The 1287-nt window shown below is 30.8% G+C and carries 1 protein-coding gene and 1 pseudogene; one reads left to right on the forward strand and one right to left on the reverse strand.

Going from position 1 to position 1287, the window contains the following annotated elements:
* Positions 1-264: 264 nt before the first annotated feature.
* A pseudogene (gene istA / locus X924_RS08020) lies at positions 265-999 on the forward strand (IS21 family transposase); the annotation flags it as partial.
* 44 nt (positions 1000-1043) lie between these two features.
* On the opposite strand, the gene X924_RS08025 reads toward istA, so the two are convergent.
* Positions 1044-1287: integrase core domain-containing protein (locus X924_RS08025; protein ID WP_146255686.1), on the reverse strand; the 244-nt coding region annotated here is incomplete at its 5' end.

Raw genomic sequence — 1287 nt, forward strand, 5'->3', positions numbered from 1 at the left:
ATATTTGTTTAGGATTTAATTCCGTGTTTGTTATTATTCCATAATATCCATCATATTTTTCATCTTTTTCTATCTTTTCAATATCAAGTGTGTAATCTTGTTTGGATTCTTCTTTTAAATATTTCCTCGCACCTTTCTTGCTTGTAAATGATAAAATAAAAAGGTATAAAAAGTTGCAAATAAAAATGTACAGAAATGAACATAAAAATGGTATCCTTCTTTAGGAGAGGAAATAGAAAGAAAAGGAGGAGAAGGATACCAAAGATGAAAGAATTAAAAAAGCAAATAGAAATAATAAAGGTGATGGGAATGAAGCCGAACTTTTCTGAATTAGCAAGGATGTATGGGATTGATAGAAGGACAGTGAAAAAGTATTATGAAGGATATGAAGGTAAGCCAAAGAAAAGAAAGAAACCAAGCAAATTGGATAAGTATTCAAACGAAATCAAGATAAAGCTTTCGATAAAGGGGGTTACGATAAGAGCAGTATATGAGAAATTAAAAGATGAAGGATTAGATGTAGGGACATATTCCAACTTCAGTAAATATGTAAAAAGGAAGGAGTTGAAACCTGAGAAAACAGTGAAAGGCCATCCGAGGTTTGAAACTTTAGCTGGGATGCAAGCACAAGTTGACTGGAAGGAAGATATCAAACTTCAATCAAGAACAGGAGAAACATTTGAATTCAACGTATTTAATTACAAGTTAGGGTTCTCAAGGTACTGTTATTTTGAATACAGAAAAGAAAAGACACAACAAGATGTATTTGAATGTTTAATTTCTGCGTTTAAAGAAACAGGAGGAGTTCCTAAAGAGATATTATTTGATAATATGAGAACGGTTGTTGATATTACTGAAAGTGGTAGAAAGATAAACAGTAAAATGAAAGCATTTACAAAAGATTTTGGATTCAAAATAAAACTGTGTAAACCAGTTCATTCATATACGAAAGGAAAGATAGAATCAGCAAACAAATTTGTTTCGTGGGTATTAGCATATGATGCGGCCTGACCCCCTGTTATTGGAGAATAAATAAGGAAATCTCATTTTTTCACAAAAATAGTTTTTGAATTAAAATAAGAATCTGAATTGTTCTCGAACATCTTATTAAATTCACTCGGTGTCATATAATTCAAAGAACCATGTGGTCTTAAGTTATGATAAAAGAACATATATGCGTTGTAAGCTTGAAAAACATCTTCAATATTTTCAAAAGAATTTAGTTGAACAAACTCTCTTTCAAGGCTTGAATGATGTGATTCAATGAATGCTTGTGAATTAGGATTG

It is taken from the genome of Petrotoga sp. 9PWA.NaAc.5.4, assembly GCF_002895485.1.
GTDB lineage: Bacteria > Thermotogota > Thermotogae > Petrotogales > Petrotogaceae > AZRK01.